The sequence below is a fragment of the Inquilinus sp. OTU3971 genome (genome assembly GCF_038440215.1).
Genome location: NZ_JASATH010000029.1, coordinates 14835 through 31213, shown reverse-complemented (window position 1 = coordinate 31213; position 16379 = coordinate 14835). Strand labels below are relative to the sequence as shown.

Here is a 16379-nt window from a genome sequence, read left to right as displayed (position 1 = left end):
CGATCCGATGTCGGTCCCAGATGCCCGCCCGGTGGAGGAGTTCGACTCCCATCCCTGGCGTTTCGAGAGCCAGGCCACGGAGGAGCAGCGCCGGGCCCAGGCGGCCTTCGTCGCCGAGCTGGCGCGGCGCCTGCCGCTCCGGCTCGGCGAGGCCTGCTACCTGTCGCCCCAGGCCTATATCTTCCCCGACAGCCTGACGCTGGGCGACGGCTGTGTCGTCGCCGCCGGGGTGCGCCTGCACGGCCAGTTGACCGCCGGCGACCATTGCTCGGTCAACCTGCACGCCTCGGTGATCGGCCAGGTCCGCATGGGCTCCTGGGTGCGGATTGCCGCCGGCGCCATGATCGCTGGCTTCGACCATGTCTCGGACGACCCGGAAACGCCGATCGCGCAGCAGGGCGTGTCGACCAAGGGTATCGAGATCGGCGACGACGTCTGGATCGGCGCCAATGCCGTGGTCACCGACGGGGTGCGGATCGGCAGCCATTGCATCGTCGCCGCCGGCGCGGTGGTCACCCGCGACGTGCCGGATTACGCGCTGGTCGGCGGCAACCCCGCACGGGTGATCCGCGACCGGCGCCGGCCGCGCGGCGCGCCTCCGGCCGATGCGCTGCTGGCCGAGGTCAAGGCGTTCGACGCGCGGATCGCGGAGGAGTGGCCGGCGATCCTCGCCGCGCATGTGGCGCCGCCCGGCCAGGCCTGCTGGTACCAGGATCCGCGCAACGCCGGGCGGGCACCGTTCCGTGCCGATTGCGACGCGATCCAGATTGCGGCGATGTTCGGTGCCGTGCCGCCGCCCTTCGGCCGCGAGGACTGGATCGCCCGCCTGCAGGCGCTGCAGGATCCGGACACCGGGCTGTGCTTCAACCCGGACACGCCGGATGCGGTGCGCCGCGACCCGCCGGCCGATCCCGGCGGCGACAACCTCTACAACATCCTCTGCGTCGGCTATGCGCTGGAATGCCTCGGCGCCGCCTTCCGCCACCCGGTCGCCTGGGCCTCGCGGCTCGACCCCGCGGCGCTGCAGCGGGCGCTCGACGGCCTGCCCTGGGCCGAGCGCGGCTGGTCCTCCGGCGCCTGGGTCGATGCGCTGGGCACGGCGTACTATCTCAACGCCCGCGACTTCGGCGATCCGGGTCAGCTCACCACGCTGATCGGCTGGCTGACCACGCGGGCCAGCGCCACCACCGGCCTGTGGAGCGGCCCGGTCGGCGACGACTGGCTGCAGCCGGTGAACGGCTTCTACCGGCTGACGCGCGGCACCTACGCCCAGTTCGGCCTGCCGCTGCCCTGGCCGGAGCGTGCGATCGATTCCGTCCTGGCCCATCTGCGCCGCCATGGCGGGTTCGAGCCCACCGGCTTCAACGCCTGCAACGTGCTCGACGTGGTGCATCCGCTGATGCTCTGCGCCCGCCAGACCAACTATCGCGCGGCGGAGATCACGGAAGCGCTGCGCCAGCTCCTCGCCGCCGCGCTCCGGCACTACCAGCCGGGCCGCGGCTTCGCCTTCAGCCGCGGGGAAGAGCCTGGGCTGCAGGGCACGGAGATGTGGCTGTCGATCGTCGCCCTGATCCTGACCCATCTCGGCTTGGCCGATGCGGTGCGCTTCCGGCTGGTCGGCGTCCATCGCTGGGGCCCGGCCCTGCCGGCCGACCGGATCCGCTGGCCGGCACGCTGAGGCGGACGGGTTTCAGCTCCACACCCCCGACACCGGGCGCGCCCGCTTGGAGGTCAGCTCGGCGTCCAGCCAGGCGCGGAACAGCCGCACCTTGCGCTGCCGCGACCGGGATTCGGTGGTGACGAACCAATAGGCGATCTCGGTCGGCGCCGCGATCGGGAAGGGGCGGACCAGCCGGCCATCGGCCAGCGCGTCGGCGGCGATCAACTGCCAGGCCATGAACACGCCCTGGCCGGCCACCGCCGCCTCGATCGCCGGGATCGGGTCGGTGTAGGACGGGCCCGACAGGCGCGGCGGCGACGCCACCCCGGCGGCGGCGAACCATTCGGCCCAGGAGATCAGCGAGCCCTCGTCGCGGATCACCGGCACCGTCGCCAGGTCGGCCGGGCGCTTCAGCCGTGACGCCAGCGCCGGGGCGCAGACCGGGAACACGGTCTGCGGGATCAGCTTCTCGGCCAGCGCCCCGGTCCAGCCGCCGCGGCCCATGCGGATGGCGCAGTCGATGTCGCCGAGCGCCAGGTCCAGCACGTCGGCGGTGGCGACGAAGCGCAGCTCGATCTCCGGATGGGCGCCGGTGAAGCGCGACAGCCGCGGCACCAGCCAGCGCGCGGCGAAGGCGCTGCCGGTGGTGACCGTCAGGATGCCGGCGCGCTCGACCGCCAGCGCGGCCATCGCGTCGGCCAGCATACGGAAGCCGGCGTCCAGCATCGGCCGGATCCGCCACAGCTCCGCGGTCGGCACCAGCCCGGTCGGGGTGCGCTCGAACAGCATCACGCCCAGCCGCGCCTCGGCCCGGCGGATGTGCTGGCTGACCGCGCCCGGCGTCACCCCCAGCTCCTTCGCCGCGGTCGACAGCGAGCCGCCGCGCGCCACCACCGCGATGGCACGGAGCGCGTTCAGCGGAATCGGGAAGGGCGAGGCCATGCCTCTTCTTGATCGGACCGGGGCGGGCTGTCCAGCGCCCCGCGGCCGGGCGAGAGCAGGGTGTTGACTCTTAGATATCTTGTTGGTTATATAACTATATGGTTTTGGAAGACTCGCTCACCCTCAAATTCGCCGCGCTCGCCGATCCCACAAGGCGCGCGATCCTGCTCCGCCTGTCCCGGGGCGAGGCCACGGTGTCGGAGCTGCAGGCCCCGTTCCGGATCAGCCAGCCCGCCATCTCCAAGCATCTAAAGGTGCTGGAGGGGGCGGGGCTGATCGAGCGCGGCCAGGCCGCCCAGTCGCGGCCGCGACGCCTCAACCACCAGGCGCTGAAAGAGACGGTCGAGTGGTTCGATCACTTCCGGACCCTCTGGAACGACAGCTTCGACCGTCTCGAGGAGTTGCTCGAAGCCGACCCCAAGCCCGAACCGCAGAAGGACGATCGATCATGAGAACCGCCACCGCCGACACCGAATTCGTCATCACCCGCCTGTTCAAGGCGCCGCTCAACCGGGTCTGGCAGCACTGGACGAGCGCCGAGCGGATGTCGCAATGGTTCGGCCCGAAGGGCGTCACCACCACCGTCAAGATCCTCGATCTGCGGCCGGGCGGGATCATGCACGCCCGCATGGACCAGCCCGGCGGCGGCCGGATGTGGGCGAAGTTCGTCTATCGCGAGGTGGTCGAGCCGTCGCGCCTAGTCTGGGTGCATTCCTTCGCCGACGAGCAGGCCAACACCGTGACCTGGCCCTTCGAAGGGCCCTGGCCGTTGGAGATCCTGTCGACCGCGACCTTCGCGGAGGAAGGATCGGGCACCCGGCTGCGCCTGGTCTGGACGCCGCTCGACGCGAGCGAAGAGGAGCGGCAGGCCTTCGCCGGCATGATCGACTCGATGACCGAGGGCTGGACCGGCACCTTCGACAAGCTGGACGAGGCACTGGCGGGGTAGACGCCGAAGGGCAGAGGCCGGCGCCGCCGGCCCCTATTTCGGATGCATCGGCACCCCGCTATGCTCCTCCAGGTCGAGCAGTTGTTGCCTCGGGATGTCCTGCTCCGGCGCGTTGATCGAGGTCTGGTCGAGCAGGGTGGCGACCCGGTTCGCCTGGGCCGGGGTCCAGCCATTCATCACCGCGATCGCCTGTTCCCGGCTGTTGCCGAGGGACTGCAGCGCCTTGAGGATCGCCGGCTCCGACCCCGCCGGCTGCTTCGGCGTGTTGGCCGGGTCTCGGGCCACCAGCAGCGCCACCTCCCGCTTCACCCCGGCGCCGGTGAGATATTTCACATTGGCCTCGTCATAGGGCCGCAGGGTGACGCTGCGCGACTGCAGCCACTTCACCAGCTCGCCCGGGATGTCCTTCGGCATCTGGCCGGCTTTGGCCTCGCCGGCGATCTCCAGCAGGCTGTCGGCGACCGCCCCGGCCTGCTCCGGCGACCAGGAGTTGATCACTGAGACCATGTCCTGCTGCGAATAGCCCAGCTTGGCGAAGGTCGCGGTCAGCGCCGTCACCGGGTTGGCGTCGCCGTTCTCCACCGGGTTGGTGACGCTGGTGGCGATCAGCCCGGCGAGGTCCGGGCGCACCCCGAAATCGGTCAGGCGCCTGGCGTCCGGGCTGTTGTACTGCGGCAGTGGCAGCCCGTGGCTCTTGGCGAAGTCGAGGAACAGCGCGTCGGGCTTGGTCGCGGCATCGGTGCGGTAGGACTTGGCCAGGTCGGCGACCTGCCGCGCCTCCTCCCCCGACCAGGAGTTCATCACCTGCACCCGCTGCTCCTGGGTGTAGCCGAGATAGGTGAAGGCCTGGTCCAGCATCTGCCCGGCGGTGATGCGCTTGGGGTCGGGCGTCGCCCAGCTGGTGGCGCCGAGCTGGTTCGCCACCTCCTCCTTGACCCCCAGGCTGCTCAACCGGCCGACATCCTCGGTGCGGTAGCGCGGCAGCGGGATGCCGTTCTTCGGCATCCAGTCCAGCACCGCCGAGGTCACGTCCTCGGCCGGGTGGCGGTCGTAATACTTGATGTAGGTGGCGACCTTGTCCGCCTGCTCCGGCGTCCAGGAGTTCATCACCTCGACCATGTCCTTTGACGTGTAGCCGAGGTTCCAGAAGGCGGCCATCAGGGTCGGGCCGGCGCTGCCCTGGTCCGCGCTCTGGGCCAGGGTGTGCAGGCCCAGCTTGTCGGCGACCGGGCCGTTGACGCCCATCGCCTTCAGGAAATCCGCATCGGCATCGTCGAACTCATGCGCCTTGTCGGCCATGCTGGCGAAGTAGTTGATGCCGGAGGCGATCACCATCAGCGCCGCGCCCACGCCGGTCCAGAAGGCGACGCCGCGGCTGGCCAGGAAGCCGAGCAGCCCGCCGGACCCGGCGCCGCCGGCAGCCGCGGCAGTCTCCGCGCCGATGATCTGGAAGCCCGGCGCCGACAGGAAGGCGAGGTCGCCGGCGACGCTGAAGGCATAGCCGACGCTGTGCACCCAGCCGGTATTCGGCTTGCCCATATAGCCGAACACGTTGACCGTGTCGGCGAACACGTAATAGGCGTCGCCGAGATCGCGCAGCACGGCGCCGGCGATGCCCTTCAGCACGCTCTTGGTGGTGGCGCTCGCCGCCATATTGTCGATCCGCCCGACCGCGTTGTTGTACGCCTTGTTGAACGGCGTGTTCGGCCGGCCGCTGGCCGGGTCGGTGCCGAAGATCTTCTCCCGCATGCTTGGAGAGATCGTCGCCGTGGCCGCCGCCGACATCGCCATGGCGCCATGCACCGGGACGTAGACGGCATCGACCAGCTTGTCGACGAAGGCGGTGCTGCCGAGGGCGCCGGACAGGCATTCCGCCGCGTTCCGGGCGAACAGGTACGAGCTGAGGCCGGCCGAGGTCCGGCCGATGGCGTTCGAGGCCTTGAGCAGGCGCTGACCCGACGGCGACAGCTGGTCGGCCTGGCCGGCCATCAGCTTCCTGTAGTCGTCCGGGCTCATCGACCGCTTGACCTGCTCCTGCAGGCCGAAGGTCAGCAGCAGCCGGTTCGAGCGCTCGAACCAGGTGGCGTTGGTGTGCTTGGGCTCGCGCGGCGCCGCGGCCAGCAGCGTCTTGGCGTCGGTCGGCGGCAGCATCGGCCCGGGCACGGTGTAGTTCTTGACCTTGCCGCTCTCGTAGCCGTCGATGCCCTTCAGCTCCCCGCCATACAGGCCGAGCGCGCGGGTGATGCTGTCCGAACGCTCGTTCAGCCAATTGGTGCGCTGCCCGTCCTGCTCCAGCGTCTTCGCCAGGTCGGGGTTGTCCTTCAGCAGCTTCTGGATCGTCGCCGCCTGCTCCTCGGGCGACAGGGTGGCGCCCCAGGTCTGCAGCGGCACGCCGATGGACTCGCCGTCCTTCAGCGTCTTGTCCTGATGCGCCTTGACGGTGCCCTGGAAGTTCTCCAGCCCCTTGGTCGCGGCCCACAGCAGGGCGTCGCGCATCGGCCCGGGGTCGGTGCCGTCGAGCTTCGGCTCCTTCTGCTGGCCGGCCAGCTCGTCCAGCCGCACGGTCATCGCCAGGGTCAGGGTGACGTTGCCCTCCGCCCCGGCATCGGCCAGCAGCTCCGGCAGGTTCATCATGTGCAGCGGGCTGAGATGCTTGGCCGCGAGGTCGCCGCGCATCTTCTCGACCATGTACTCGCCCAGGGCGTCGACCGCCTGCTTGCCCTGGCCGGGCGTGTCGCCGTCGGCATAGACCGCGTTCTGGCTGGCCTGAGCCAGGTCGGTCACCACCTTCCGTGCATCTGTGATGCTCGGCCCGGTGCCCCATTGCGCGACCTGGTCGACGCAGCCGCGCAGGATGGCGGCGACGCGCGGGTCGTTCATCACCTGGCCGCCCAGGATCGGCATGGTCCGGGTCGGGTCGGTCAGCTCGGCGATCTTCGCCGCCGCGGCCTTGGCGCCGTCCTGGCCGCCCTTGCCCCAGGCCGCCTCGATCTCACGGACCGGCCGGTCGAGGAACACCTCCTTGTGCGCCTCGCTGAAGCCGCGCTGCACCGCCGCCAGATACTGCTTCGTGTCGCCGCCGCCATAGGTCTTGTAGACGCCGGCGAGATGGGTCATCGACGCGACCAGGGCCTGCGGCGTCGGGTTGTCCTTGCCGGTCGCGTCGGCCTGGGCGATCAGCCGCTGCTTCACCAGGGCGGTGACGTCGTCGTATTTGCCGTCGGCGCCCAGCTGCTGCACCGCGGCAGCGCCCTCGGTGGTGCGGTCGTCGACGGTCCACTCGTTCTGCTTCTGCGTCTTGGCGGCCTGGATCGCCTCGCGGAACACCGGGTCGTCGGGCGCCCGGATCGCGATCGGCTTCACCAGCGCGTCGAAATCCGGCGCGCTCTGCTCGGTCGCGGCGTAGTCGATCTCCTGGCCGATCACCGCCGCCAGGTCGTCCTTGGCCTGCTGCCGCTCATAGGGCGACAGCTTGGCGTCCGACGCCTTGGCCAGCAGCTGCCGCTGCTGGCTCAGATAGTCGAGACGGGTCTCGTCGAGCACGGTGACAATGTCGTCCGCCTGCAGCGTGCGGTCGGCGTCGGGCGCCGCGGCCGGGCGGTTGCCGAAGGGCAGGGGGTCGAGCTTCGGCGTCGCCGGCAGCTGGGCGTGCAGCGCGTCGTTGTCGCAGGGCGGAAGGCCCGCCTTCTGGATGTAGATGCGGAACGGCCAGCCCTGCTCGACCGGGAACTCGGCGACGCCGAGCGGCTTGGCGCCGGGCTGGAACGGGGCGGGCAGCGCACCGGCGGCAGGATCGGCCTGGGCCGGGTCAGCCTGCGTCGGCGCCCTGACCGGCTGCACCGGCGGCTGCTGCCGGGCGCGATCGACCGAGAGGCCGAAGTTGAGACCGTTCGGGTGGTTCGTCCGCCACTGCGTGGACGGCGTGCGCGTCACCGGACCGAGCATCGCATTCCCCCTGTGCAAAATGCGGCCTGGATATGACTGTACTTCTTGCGTGCCCGGATCTCGCCTCCGGGATGACAATCCTGTGACAACCCCTGCCACGCCGAAAGGTTTCCAGTCCTCTCTGATTCCGCCCGGGCGGAGCATGGTGGCCGGAGGATGCGACCGCCGGCCTATGGAGATTTTCTCCTTCCTTGGAGAGACACTGTCCATCCCGACCGCCGGCCGGCGGGCCTATCTGTTGGAGAAGATCTGCCGAGGAGGCTGCGATGATGCTCTTCTCCCGGCGCCGGGACCGCCGGCGCCAGCCCGACGGCGCCGAGGCGCTGCTGGCCATGACCCCGCGCGAGCTGGCCGACCTGCCCTTCTGGGTCGAGCCGCCACAGCCGGATTGCGCCGACGGCGCGGGCCGGCCGGTCACAGCCCGAACCGTGCCTCGGCGTCTGCCAGCGTGAGGGTGAGGAGCGGCCGCTTGCCGGCCAGCAGGGCCAGTGGCCCGTCCGGCGGAAACTCCCAGCCAAGGCCGCCGAGGCGCGGCCGGCCGGTTGCGGCGGCGCGCGTGGTCCGGACACCGGTCCCATCCGGCTGCAGCATCCGGAGCGGGACCGGCAGCCGCAGGGGCAGGGCGCGTCCCGGCCGGTCGGTGAAGCCGGCGACCGGTCCCTGCGCGTCGGTCAGTTCTGTCCGCCCCGCCGCCATCTCGAACCGGCCCAGCCGCTTCGGGATCGCCCACAGCGCCCGGCCGCCGGCCAGCGACGCCGCGCTGTCGACCCAGGCGGCGGTGATCGCGAGCCCGATCCGCTGGCCCAGCCGCACCGGCACCGCCACCACCAGCTCGGCATAGGCCAGGTCGCCGCCCGGCTCCCATGTCGCCTGCACCGTCGCCAGCAGCGCACTCCGGCCCCAGCCCAGCGGCCGTGCCCCGTCCGGCAGCGGCCCCGGCAGGTCCGTCCGGGGCACCCGCCACAGCGCCGCCCGCACCGTGCCGCGCAACCGCCAGGGCGGGGAGGGGTAGAGGGCTTCGATCATGCTGGGGCAGAGTCCGAGATTTCAGGCGGCGAGTCCAAAACGCACTTGGATTGCGAAGTTTGCGGCGACCCCAACTAGGTATTGACGGAAACCAGCGGAAGGACGTCTATATCTAGACATCACGGGCAACCAAGGGAATCCGGTGCGCCGCTCGTCGGCAAGGCCGGAGCTGCCCCCGCAACTGTAAGCGGCGAGTCGGTTCGTCGTTCGGGCCACTGGCGGGCAACCGCTGGGAAGGTCGGACGATCCGATGGCGACCCGCGAGCCAGGAGACCGGTCCGTGATCGCGTAGTGCGTCCTCGGGCGGGGTGTCCCGACGGTGCGATGAGCGAAATGCGCCGGCCTGCCGGCGCGTCGTCGACTCCGCATCTTCGGCCCAAGCCCCAATACGATCATGGGGTTTGCCGATGTCAGCCATCCAGGAATCCGACCGCGTCCTCGCCGGCGCACCCGCCATCCCGGCCGCGCCGCGCGCATCGGCCGAGCCGGCCTATCAGGTGATCCGCCGCAACGGCGCCGTCACCGCCTTCGACGAATCCAAGATCTCGGTGGCGCTGACCAAGGCCTTCCTGGCGGTCGAGGGCGCCGGCGCCGCCGCTTCGCGCCGGGTGCACGACATCGTCGAGGGGCTGACCGTCCAGATCGTCGGCGCCCTGACCCGCCGGGCCGATCACGGCCGCACCTTCCACATCGAGGAGGTGCAGGACCAGGTCGAGCTGGCCCTGATGCGCGGCGAGCACCACAAGGTCGCCCGCGCCTATGTGCTGTATCGCGACGAGCGGTCGCGCGAGCGCGCCGCCGCCGCGGCCAAGGTCGAGGCGTCCCCGGTGGCGCCGGCGCTGCATGTCACCGCGGCCGACGGCAGCCGCGCGCCGCTCGACCAGGCGCGGCTGGTCCGGCTGGTCGAGGAGGCCTGCGCCGGCCTGGACGATGTCGCCGCCGGGCCTGTGCTGGCCGAGACCCGGCGCAACCTCTATGACGGCATCAGCGAGGCCGAACTGGCCCTGGCGCCGATCATGGCCGCCCGCACGCTGATCGAGACCGAGCCGAACTACAGCCAGGTCAGCGCCCGTCTGCTGCTCGACCTGCTGCGGCACGAGGCGCTGTCCTTCGTTTACGGCCGGCCGACCCGCGCCACCCATGCCGAGATGGCGCAGGGCTATGCCGAGTACTTCCCAGCCTATGTGAAGAAGGGCATCGCGGTCGACCTGCTGGACCCGGAGCTGGCGCGCTACGACCTGGCGAAGCTGTCCGCCGCGCTGAAGCCGGAGCGCGACCTGCAGTTCCAGTTCCTCGGGCTGCAGACGCTGTACGACCGCTATTTCCTGCAGACCGGGGGCATCCGCTTCGAGCTGCCGCAGGCCTTCTTCATGCGCGTCGCCATGGGGCTCGCCGCGCGCGAGATCGACCGCGAGGCGCGGGCGATCGAGTTCTACGACCTGATCTCCTCCTTCGACTTCATGTGCTCGACGCCGACGCTGTTCAACGCCGGCACGCCGCGGCCGCAGCTGTCCTCCTGCTTCCTGACCTCGGTGGCAGACGACCTGGACGGCATCTTCAAGGCGGTGAAGGACAACGCCCTGCTGTCGAAATACGCCGGCGGCCTGGGCAATTCCTGGACCCGGGTGCGCGGCCTGGGCGCCCATATCCGCGGCACCAACGGCCAGTCGCAGGGCGTCGTGCCGTTCCTGAAGGTCGCCAACGACACCGCCATCGCGGTGAACCAGGGCGGCAAGCGCAAGGGCGCGGTCTGCGCCTATCTCGAGACCTGGCACGTCGACATCGAGGAATTCCTCGACCTGCGCAAGAACACCGGCGACGACCGCCGCCGCACCCACGACATGAACACCGCCAACTGGGTGCCGGACCTGTTCCTGCAGCGGGTCGAGGCCGACGGCCCCTGGACCCTGTTCTCGCCGGACGAGGTGCCCGACCTGCACGATTTGTATGGCCCGGCCTTCAAGACCGCCTACGAGGCCTATGAGGCCAAGGCCGCGCGCGGCGAGATCCGCGTGCACAAGCAGGTCCGCGCGCTCGACCTGTGGCGCCGCATGCTGACCATGCTGTTCGAGACCGGCCACCCCTGGGTGACCTTCAAGGACCCCTGCAACATCCGCTCGCCGCAGGGCCATGTCGGCGTCGTGCACTCCTCGAATCTGTGCACCGAGATCACGCTGAACACCTCGGATGACGAGGTCGCGGTCTGCAACCTCGGCTCGGTCAACCTCGCCAACCACATCGGCGCCAATTCTAACGGAAGCCCTGGCCTGGACCGGGCACGGCTGGAGCGCACCATCCGCACGGCGATGCGGATGCTCGACAACGTCATCGACATCAACTTCTACACCATCCCCGAGGCGCGCCGCTCCAACCTGCGGCACCGCCCGGTCGGGCTCGGCATCATGGGCTTCCAGGACGCGCTGCAGGCGCTGCGCCTGCCGGTCGCGTCCGACGCCGCGGTGCGCTTCGCCGATGAGAGCATGGAGATCATCAGCTTCCACGCCATCTCCGCTTCGGTCGACCTGGCGGCCGAGCGCGGGCGCTACCCATCCTTCGACGGCTCGCTGTGGAGCCGCGGCATCCTGCCGATCGACTCCGTCGAGCTGCTGGCCGAGGCGCGCGACGGCGTGCTCGACCTCGACCGCTCCACGACGCTGGACTGGAGCGGCCTGCGCGAGCGGGTGCGCACGGTGGGCATGCGCAACTCCAACACCATGGCGATCGCGCCGACCGCGACCATCTCCAACATCTGCGGCGTCGCCCAGTCGATCGAGCCGGCGTTCCGCAACCTCTACGTCAAGGCCAACATGTCGGGCGATTTCACGGTGGTGAATCCCGGACTGGTCCGCGACCTCAAGGCGCTCGGCCTGTGGGACGAGGTGATGATCTCCGACCTGAAGTATTTCGACGGCAGCCTCGGCGCCATCGACCGGGTGCCGGACGACCTCAAGGCGCTGTACGCCACCGCCTTCGAGATCGACGCCTCCTGGCTGGTCGAGGCGGCGGCGCGGCGTCAGAAGTGGATCGACCAGGCCCAGTCGCTGAACCTTTACATCGCCAACCCGAACGGCCGGAAGCTGGACACGCTCTACCGCCTGGCCTGGAAGCGCGGCCTGAAGACCACCTACTACCTGCGGGCGATGAGCGCGACCCATGTCGAGAAGTCGACGCTGAAGGGCACCGACGGCAAGCTGAACGCCGTCTCCGCCCCGGCTCCGGTCGTCGCCGCCCCCGCGCCGGCCCCGGCAACCGACGAGCTGACGCTGACCGACGGGGCGCCGATGGTGTGCCCGATCGACGACCCGACCTGCGAAGCCTGCCAGTAGCGGTTCCGGTAGATCCTCGGCGGGTCAGCGCGCCGCGTCGAGGATCATGGCCGCGCCCTTCTCCGCGATCATGATGGTGGGGGAGTTGGTGTTGCCCGAGGTGATCGTCGGCATGACCGACGCATCGACCACCCGCAGACCGGCGACGCCCCGGACCCGGAGGGAGCCGTCGACAACGGCCATCGGATCGTTGTCGACGCCCATCCTGGCGGTCCCGACCGGGTGGAAGATGGTGGTCCCGACATCCCCCGCCGCCGCGATCAGCTGCGCGTCGGACTGCAGCTCCGGGCCGGGCCGGAGCTCCTCCGGCGCATAGCGGGTCATAGCCGGCTGCCGCATGATCCGCCGCACGATCCGGATCGAATCGGCCGCGACCTGGCGGTCCTCCGCCGTCGCCAGATAGTTGGGCGCGATCACCGGCGGGGCCGCGGGATCGCTCGACCGCGCATGGATCGAACCGCGGCTGCTGGGGCGGAGATTGCACACGCTGGTCGTGATCGCCGGGAACGGATGCATGCTGTCACCGAACTTGTCGAGCGACAGCGGCTGGATGTGCATCTGCAGGTTGGGCGTCTCGTACTGCGCCGCCGAGCGGGTGAAGGCGCCCAGCTGCGACGGCGCCATGGTCATCGCCCCGCGCCGCAGCAGGGCGTATTCGGCCCCCATCAGGCCGCGGCGCAGCAGGGACCGGTACTGCATGTTCAGCGTCGGCACGTTGGTGACCTTGAAGATCGGCCGCAGCTGCAGGTGATCCTGCAGGTTCTCGCCGACGCCAGGCAGGTGGCGCGCGACCTCGATCCCGAGCTGCCGCAGCCGCTCTCCGTCGCCGATGCCCGACCGCTCCAGCAGGGCAGGGGTCGCCACCGCGCCGGTCGAGACGATGACCTCCGCCCGCGCCCGCAGCAGGTGCTCCTGTTCGTCCCGGCGCAGGACGACGCCGGTCGCCCGCCCGTCCTCGACGATGATCCGCTCGGCCAGCGCCTGGGTGAAGACTGTAAGGTTCGGCCTCTTCAATGCCGGTCGCAGGAATCCCCGCGCGGCACTCCAGCGCCGGCCCCGCCTCTGGTTGACGTCGAAATAGCCGCAGCCTTCGTTGCTGCCGGTGTTGAAATCGGCCGACCGCGGGATCCCGGCCTGCTCCGCCGCGCTGATGAACGAGTCCAGGACCTGCCAGCGCAGCCGAGGCCGGTCCACCCGCCACTCTCCGCCGGCGCCATGCAGGGCATCGGCACCGCGCCAATGGTCCTCATGCCGCTTGAAGACGGGCAGCACGTCGTCCCAGCCCCAGCCGACCAGGCCGCGCTGGCGCCAGCCGTCGTAATCCGCGGCCTGGCCGCGCATGTAGATCATGGCGTTGATCGCGGAGCAGCCGCCGAGCACCTTGCCGCGGGGATAGGCCAGGTTGCGGCCGTTGAGGCCGGGGACGGGCTCCGTCCGGAACAGCCAGTCCGACCGCGGATTGCCGATGGCGAAGAGATAGCCGACGGGGATGTGGAACCAGATCCAGTCGTCGCGTCCGCCGCCCTCGACCAGCGCCACCCGATACCGCCCGCTCGCGGACAGGCGGTTGGCCAGCACGCAGCCGGCCGAACCTCCGCCCACGACGACGAAATCGAACTCCTGATCGCCGGCCATCGCCATCCTCCCGCTGCTGCGGTTGCATTACTGGGAGAATTTGATCAGCAATACGGGAATGTTCCCCAAGGCCCTGTGCGATTATGAACAGAATGCGTCGCTACGACTGGAATGACCTCAGATTCTTCGTCGAGGTGGCGCGGCATGGCACGCTGAGCGGCGCCGCCCGCGCCATCGGCAGCGACCATGCCACGGTGAGCCGGCGCGTCGCTGCGCTCGAGCATGCCCTGGGATCGGCGCTGTTCCACCGGAGCCCGGTCGGCTACATGCTGACCCCGGCCGGCGCCGAGCTGCTGCCGCATGCCGAACGGGTCGAGACCGCGGCGCGGGAGGCGACGGAGGCGCTGGGACGGCCGCAGGCGGGGCTGGTCGGCAAGATCCGCCTGGCCACGCCCGACGGATTCGGCAACCACTTCCTGGCGAAGCATCTGGGCGAGTTCGCCTCGGCCTATCCGCAGCTGACGATCGAGCTGGTCACCGTCTCGCAGATCCTGTCGCTGTCGCAGCGCGAGGGCGACCTGTCGGTGACGCTGGCGCCGCCGGCCCGGGGCCGGTTCCAGACCGAGCGGCTGACCGAGTACGACCTCGGGATCTATGGCGAGGCCGGCTATCTCGCCAAGGCCCCGCCGGTCCGGACCCGGCAGGATCTGCGCGGGCACCGCTTCATCGGCTATGTCGACGACCTGATCTTCACGCGCGAGCTGGACTATCTCGGCGAGGTCCTGCCGGGCCTGGCCGTGCCGCTGCAGGCAACCTGCCTGCTGGGGCAGCTCAATGCCGTCCTGCGGGGCGACGGGCTGTGCGTCCTGCCCCGGTTCATCGCGCAGCACCACGCCACCCTGGCCGCGGTCCTGCCCGGCGAGGTCAGGCTGCGCCGGAGCTACTGGATCAGCGCGCATGAGGAGCACATGGACCTGCCGCGGATCCGGGTCCTGCGGGACTTCATCCGCCGCTGCGTCGAGCGGCACGGCGATTTCCTGATGGATCGCTGAGGCCGCAGGATCCCGCTTCCTGCCTTGGCTTACAATCACCGGTCGCCGATCCCATATCTATTGGGTCGACCGAGATTTGTCCGGCCAGCGCTCAATGCTCGTGATCGAGCGCGGAGCCCAGCTTTCCGCACCTTTCGAAGTTGCACTGCTTGCTGTTGTGGAGCGCTGTTGTCGTCTGCTTTGCCCTCGAGAATTCTCAAGAATGGTAGCGCCCGGCTCCGCTGGGCAGTTCAGGGACAAACATGCAAAGCACTCCGAACCCCGTGACGGCACAGCCGCGCTTGCTGGTCGATGCCGATGCGGCGCTGCGGGCCGAGGTGGCCCGTTTCCGGACGCCGAGCCTGCCGCGGGCGGTCTGGCAGCTGGCCTCGACACTGGCCAGCTTTATCGCGGTCTGCGCGACGATGTATGCCAGCTTCGGGGTGTCGTACTGGCTGACGCTCGGGCTGGCGGTGATCGCGGCCGGCCTGACCGTGCGCCTCTTCATCATCCAGCATGATTGCGGGCACTCGTCTTTCTTCGAGTCCCGCCGCGCCAACATCGCGCTCGGCCGCCTGTGCGGCCTGATCACCTTCACACCCTTCGCGAACTGGCGCCGCCAGCATGCCGGGCATCACGCCGTCTGGAACAATCTCGACCGGCGCGACAGCGGGGCCGACATCTACTCGACCTGCCTGACCGTCTCGGAATACCAGGCCCTTTCTCCGCGCCGCCGCTTCCTGTATCGGCTGAGCCGCCATCCGGTGATCACCGGGCTGCTGCTGCCGCCGCTGGTCTTCCTGCTGCTCTACCGGATTCCTTTCGACACGCCGAAGGACTGGCGCCGGGAGCGGCTGTCGGTCCATGCCACCAACGCCGGCATCGTCATTCTCTTCGTCGGGCTCGGGCTTGCCCTGGGCTTCGAGCGCGTGCTGCTGGTCCAGCTGCCGATCATGGTGATCGCCTCGATCATCGGCGTCTGGCTGTTCGCGGTTCAGCATCGCTTCGAAGAGACGCTGTGGCAGCGGGACGCGGAATGGCGGTTCGGCACGGCCTCGCTGCAGGGCTCATCCTACCTGAAGCTGCCGCGGATCCTGCAATGGTTCACCGGCAACATCGGATTCCACCACATCCACCACCTCAATCCGCGCATCCCGAACTACCGCCTGCCGGCCTGCCACGCCGCGATCCAGCAGCTGCATGCCGTGCCGAGCCTGACCCTGTGGGACGCCCTGCGCGCCCCGTTCTTCGCGCTGTGGGACGAGCAGCGGCAGCAGATGGTCGGTTTCTCGGCCGCTTCCATCGCCCGAAGCTGAACACGTCTGACGGCGGCGCGCCTGCCGCGTCAGCCCGGTCACCAGGCGACGATGAGAGTGGCGAACAGGACGCCGGCGACGATCGCGACGATCCAGGGCTTGGTCGCTGCCCAGTACCGCCAGCCGTCCAGCAGCCGGTCGAACGGACGCGGCGCGGGCTGCCCCGGCGGTTCTTGCGGTCGGGCCGCGGCATGTGCGTCCTCCGCAGGATCGGCTTTCGCGGGTGAGGCCGGCGGCACGCCATCCCGCAGCAAAGCCGCGGCAAGCTCCTCCGGATCCACGGTGACGACCTGGACCAGCTCGCCGCTGCCGGGCCGGCCGGGCAGGCGGATCATCGTCGCGACCCGCCGGTAGACCGGGGGCGACGAACCGTCGATCGGCTCCTCGTCGGTCTCCACCGTGTAGGTTCCAGGCGGCTGCGGCCCGTCGATGCCGCTCAGGGTGAACGGCCGGGCGAAGGTCACGGTCCTGCTGCTGGTCCGCATGGTCATTCGCGGCTCCTTCATCCTCGCCCGGGCCTGCGGCTAGGCGAAGGCCCGGACTGTGGCGTAGACGACGATCAGCACCACGAGGCCGATCGGGATCACGATGGGTGGGACGAACCAGGCC

At 70.0% G+C, this 16379-nt stretch carries 12 protein-coding genes and 1 riboswitch; of the genes, 7 read left to right on the top strand and 5 right to left on the bottom strand.

The genetic code is table 11. From position 1 onward, the window contains the following. The first annotated feature begins 7 nt into the window (after positions 1–7). On the top strand, positions 8–1678 hold the full coding sequence (locus AAHM41_RS10105; protein ID WP_342236407.1) for an acyltransferase: 1671 nt from the start codon (positions 8–10) through the stop codon (positions 1676–1678). 12 nt (positions 1679–1690) lie between these two features. Here AAHM41_RS10105 and AAHM41_RS10100 read toward each other — a convergent pair whose 3' ends face one another. Beyond that, a complete protein-coding gene (locus tag AAHM41_RS10100; protein ID WP_342236406.1) occupies positions 1691–2602 on the bottom strand; it encodes a LysR substrate-binding domain-containing protein in 912 nt (303 codons plus the stop codon). 98 nt (positions 2603–2700) lie between these two features. Between AAHM41_RS10100 and AAHM41_RS10095 the strand changes: the two genes are divergently transcribed. After that, positions 2701–3054, top strand: coding sequence for an ArsR/SmtB family transcription factor (locus AAHM41_RS10095; RefSeq protein ID WP_342236405.1), 354 nt, complete (start codon positions 2701–2703; stop codon positions 3052–3054). After that, on the top strand, positions 3051–3551 hold the full coding sequence (locus tag AAHM41_RS10090) for an SRPBCC family protein (protein WP_342236404.1): 501 nt from the start codon (positions 3051–3053) through the stop codon (positions 3549–3551). The genes AAHM41_RS10095 and AAHM41_RS10090 overlap by 4 nt, the downstream gene beginning before the upstream one ends. A gap of 33 nt (positions 3552–3584) precedes the next feature. Here AAHM41_RS10090 and AAHM41_RS10085 read toward each other — a convergent pair whose 3' ends face one another. Further along, positions 3585–7496: a hypothetical protein gene (locus AAHM41_RS10085; protein ID WP_342236403.1), complete on the bottom strand. Its 3912-nt coding sequence runs from the start codon at positions 7494–7496 to the stop codon at positions 3585–3587. 266 nt (positions 7497–7762) lie between these two features. Between AAHM41_RS10085 and AAHM41_RS10080 the strand changes: the two genes are divergently transcribed. Continuing rightward, positions 7763–7948, top strand: coding sequence for a hypothetical protein (locus AAHM41_RS10080; protein ID WP_342236402.1), 186 nt, complete (start codon positions 7763–7765; stop codon positions 7946–7948). On the opposite strand, the gene AAHM41_RS10075 is transcribed toward AAHM41_RS10080, so the two are convergent. Then, positions 7911–8522, bottom strand: coding sequence for an acetoacetate decarboxylase family protein (locus AAHM41_RS10075; protein ID WP_342236401.1), 612 nt, complete (start codon positions 8520–8522; stop codon positions 7911–7913). The two genes, AAHM41_RS10080 and AAHM41_RS10075, sit on opposite strands and share 38 nt — an antisense overlap. A gap of 106 nt (positions 8523–8628) precedes the next feature. Beyond that, positions 8629–8818, top strand: a riboswitch (cobalamin riboswitch). Between the two features lie 111 nt (positions 8819–8929). Here AAHM41_RS10075 and AAHM41_RS10070 point away from each other — a divergent pair. Beyond that, positions 8930–11848 (top strand): ribonucleoside-diphosphate reductase subunit alpha, encoded by a 2919-nt coding sequence (locus AAHM41_RS10070; protein ID WP_342236400.1) that lies wholly within the window; start codon positions 8930–8932, stop codon positions 11846–11848. A gap of 24 nt (positions 11849–11872) precedes the next feature. Here the strand turns inward: AAHM41_RS10070 and AAHM41_RS10065 are convergent, their stop codons facing one another. Beyond that, positions 11873–13483, bottom strand: a complete 1611-nt coding sequence (locus AAHM41_RS10065; RefSeq protein ID WP_342236399.1) for a GMC family oxidoreductase — start codon at positions 13481–13483, stop codon at positions 11873–11875. A 92-nt stretch (positions 13484–13575) separates the two neighbouring features. On the opposite strand from AAHM41_RS10065, the gene AAHM41_RS10060 reads away from it, so the two are divergent. Both AAHM41_RS10060 and AAHM41_RS10055 read left to right on the top strand, forming a co-directional pair. Continuing rightward, positions 13576–14475 carry a LysR family transcriptional regulator gene (locus AAHM41_RS10060; RefSeq protein ID WP_342236398.1) on the top strand — a complete coding sequence of 300 codons (900 nt, stop codon included), beginning with the start codon at positions 13576–13578 and terminating at the stop codon, positions 14473–14475. Positions 14476–14717: 242 nt separating this feature from the next. Continuing rightward, positions 14718–15770: a fatty acid desaturase family protein gene (locus tag AAHM41_RS10055; protein ID WP_342236397.1), complete on the top strand. Its 1053-nt coding sequence runs from the start codon at positions 14718–14720 to the stop codon at positions 15768–15770. Positions 15771–15808: 38 nt separating this feature from the next. On the opposite strand, the gene AAHM41_RS10050 is transcribed toward AAHM41_RS10055, so the two are convergent. After that, complete coding sequence (locus AAHM41_RS10050) at positions 15809–16261, bottom strand: hypothetical protein (RefSeq protein WP_342236396.1); 453 nt, start codon at positions 16259–16261, stop codon at positions 15809–15811. Positions 16262–16379 lie beyond the last annotated feature (118 nt).

Excerpts from the sequence above, each read along its gene's own strand:
- AAHM41_RS10060 (WP_342236398.1), top strand. The coding sequence starts at position 13,576 with ATGCGTCGCTACGACTGGAATGACCTCAGATTCTTCGTCGAGGTGGCG.
- AAHM41_RS10105 (WP_342236407.1), top strand. The coding sequence starts at position 8 with ATGTCGGTCCCAGATGCCCGCCCGGTGGAGGAGTTCGACTCCCATCCC.
- AAHM41_RS10080 (WP_342236402.1), top strand. The coding sequence starts at position 7,763 with ATGATGCTCTTCTCCCGGCGCCGGGACCGCCGGCGCCAGCCCGACGGC.
- AAHM41_RS10085 (WP_342236403.1), bottom strand. The coding sequence starts at position 7,496 with ATGCTCGGTCCGGTGACGCGCACGCCGTCCACGCAGTGGCGGACGAAC.
- AAHM41_RS10095 (WP_342236405.1), top strand. The coding sequence starts at position 2,701 with ATGGTTTTGGAAGACTCGCTCACCCTCAAATTCGCCGCGCTCGCCGAT.
- AAHM41_RS10090 (WP_342236404.1), top strand. The coding sequence starts at position 3,051 with ATGAGAACCGCCACCGCCGACACCGAATTCGTCATCACCCGCCTGTTC.
- AAHM41_RS10055 (WP_342236397.1), top strand. The coding sequence starts at position 14,718 with ATGCAAAGCACTCCGAACCCCGTGACGGCACAGCCGCGCTTGCTGGTC.
- AAHM41_RS10050 (WP_342236396.1), bottom strand. The coding sequence starts at position 16,261 with ATGACCATGCGGACCAGCAGCAGGACCGTGACCTTCGCCCGGCCGTTC.
- AAHM41_RS10075 (WP_342236401.1), bottom strand. The coding sequence starts at position 8,522 with ATGATCGAAGCCCTCTACCCCTCCCCGCCCTGGCGGTTGCGCGGCACG.
- AAHM41_RS10065 (WP_342236399.1), bottom strand. The coding sequence starts at position 13,483 with ATGGCCGGCGATCAGGAGTTCGATTTCGTCGTCGTGGGCGGAGGTTCG.
- AAHM41_RS10100 (WP_342236406.1), bottom strand. The coding sequence starts at position 2,602 with ATGGCCTCGCCCTTCCCGATTCCGCTGAACGCGCTCCGTGCCATCGCG.
- AAHM41_RS10070 (WP_342236400.1), top strand. The coding sequence starts at position 8,930 with ATGTCAGCCATCCAGGAATCCGACCGCGTCCTCGCCGGCGCACCCGCC.